The organism is Candidatus Methanoperedens nitratireducens, from assembly GCF_900196725.1.
GTDB classification, from domain to species: Archaea; Halobacteriota; Methanosarcinia; order Methanosarcinales; family Methanoperedenaceae; genus Methanoperedens; species Methanoperedens nitroreducens_A.
Window position 1 is genome coordinate 1 of record NZ_FZMP01000094.1, and the last position, 1,245, is coordinate 1,245.

Below are 1,245 nucleotides of genomic sequence, written 5' to 3' on the forward strand. Positions count from 1 at the left end.
CTGTTGTTGTACTGTTCATCAACAACCTTCAGCATCTTTGCCTGTGCTGAGGTGTTATACCACAGTTTCTCTTTGACAATCTTCCTTCCACTTACATCTATAGCTACTGCGTTAAGGTTCTCTGCGCCCAGATTGTCTTTCAGGTCATAGAAGAAACCTGCAAAGCTCTGTGCAGACCAGGCAACAGGGCCAGATCCGCCGAAGCCAGCAACCAGTGCTGTTTCGTTATACACGGTTCCGCGTATTTCCACACTGGTTGCCTGTATTGCTGCATTTGCTGGTAATGCTAATGCAAACATTAACACTGCCAATGCAACTGCTGTTATTCTTTTACTCATTATTCCTTACCTCCATATTTCAATATGGTTTATGTTCTCCTTCGAGATGCCGAATTCACGGCAAGAGTGATAATTGTACTTAAAGACAGGATTTCCATCCTGTCGCCATCGCTAAACCGCCTTTGCATAACCGTTGCTATTAGCAAACGGCTTTCAAAGCCGATTTATCACCCTCTGTTAATCCCGTCATGGATTACATACCCATTAATTCGGGCTGTACTTAAATCTTTTTTGGTCGCTTTTAAGAAAAAACATGCATGCCAGGGAGCAATTGACGATTAAAGGTTCACTTATTGTCGAATTAAACCTTCTATCGACCTTCTAAATAATTTTTCTCTTTATCAAGCCTGCTATCCGTTCCCATGCCGCTTCTTACATCCACGGCCATGCCTTTTTTGAATGCCAGCATCTCCACTGAGCAGAGCACAGCCTTTCCTGTAGCAAGCAATTTGTCGTTTTCATCCACAACCAGAACCTCCTGGCCATCCCTGATATCAGGGTCGACTGACTGCACGTGCCTGGCAAAAGCATTCCTGCCTTTCGCCACAAATGGCACAGCTTCGCTGTTAACTACGACCCTGTGTCCCGGAAACCTGGCAAACTCATGAAGAGCCCTCGCACCCGTTATGCCAAGGGTAAGCATGCCATCCTGCGCCCTGACCGTTGCAATCCGCATATTATCAATCAGAATCTGCCGGACTCTGCCGGTCGTGGATAACTGAAATTCCGCATTATCGGGGAAAAGAGCTGCTCCTGCTCCTTTCCCGAACTGGTAATCCGCTATAGTTCTTACACGCTTAAGATGTATTTTTGTAATTGTCATTTTTCAGGGACCATTCTCTATTAAACCGGTGAACTCTTATACATTTCCCGATAAATTACCCAACTTTACCCCTGCTTATAGGAC

2 protein-coding genes are annotated in these 1,245 nt (G+C 45.2%); both read right to left on the minus strand.

Annotation, left to right across the window (positions count from 1 at the left end; all coding sequences use genetic code 11):
* Positions 1-338: S-layer protein domain-containing protein (locus tag MNV_RS07255; RefSeq protein WP_306453629.1), on the minus strand; the 338-nt coding region annotated here is incomplete at its 3' end.
* Between the two features lie 310 nt (positions 339-648).
* Entirely contained in the window at positions 649-1,161 is a 513-nt protein-coding gene (locus MNV_RS07260; RefSeq protein WP_096204839.1) for a PUA domain-containing protein, read from the minus strand.
* Positions 1,162-1,245 lie beyond the last annotated feature (84 nt).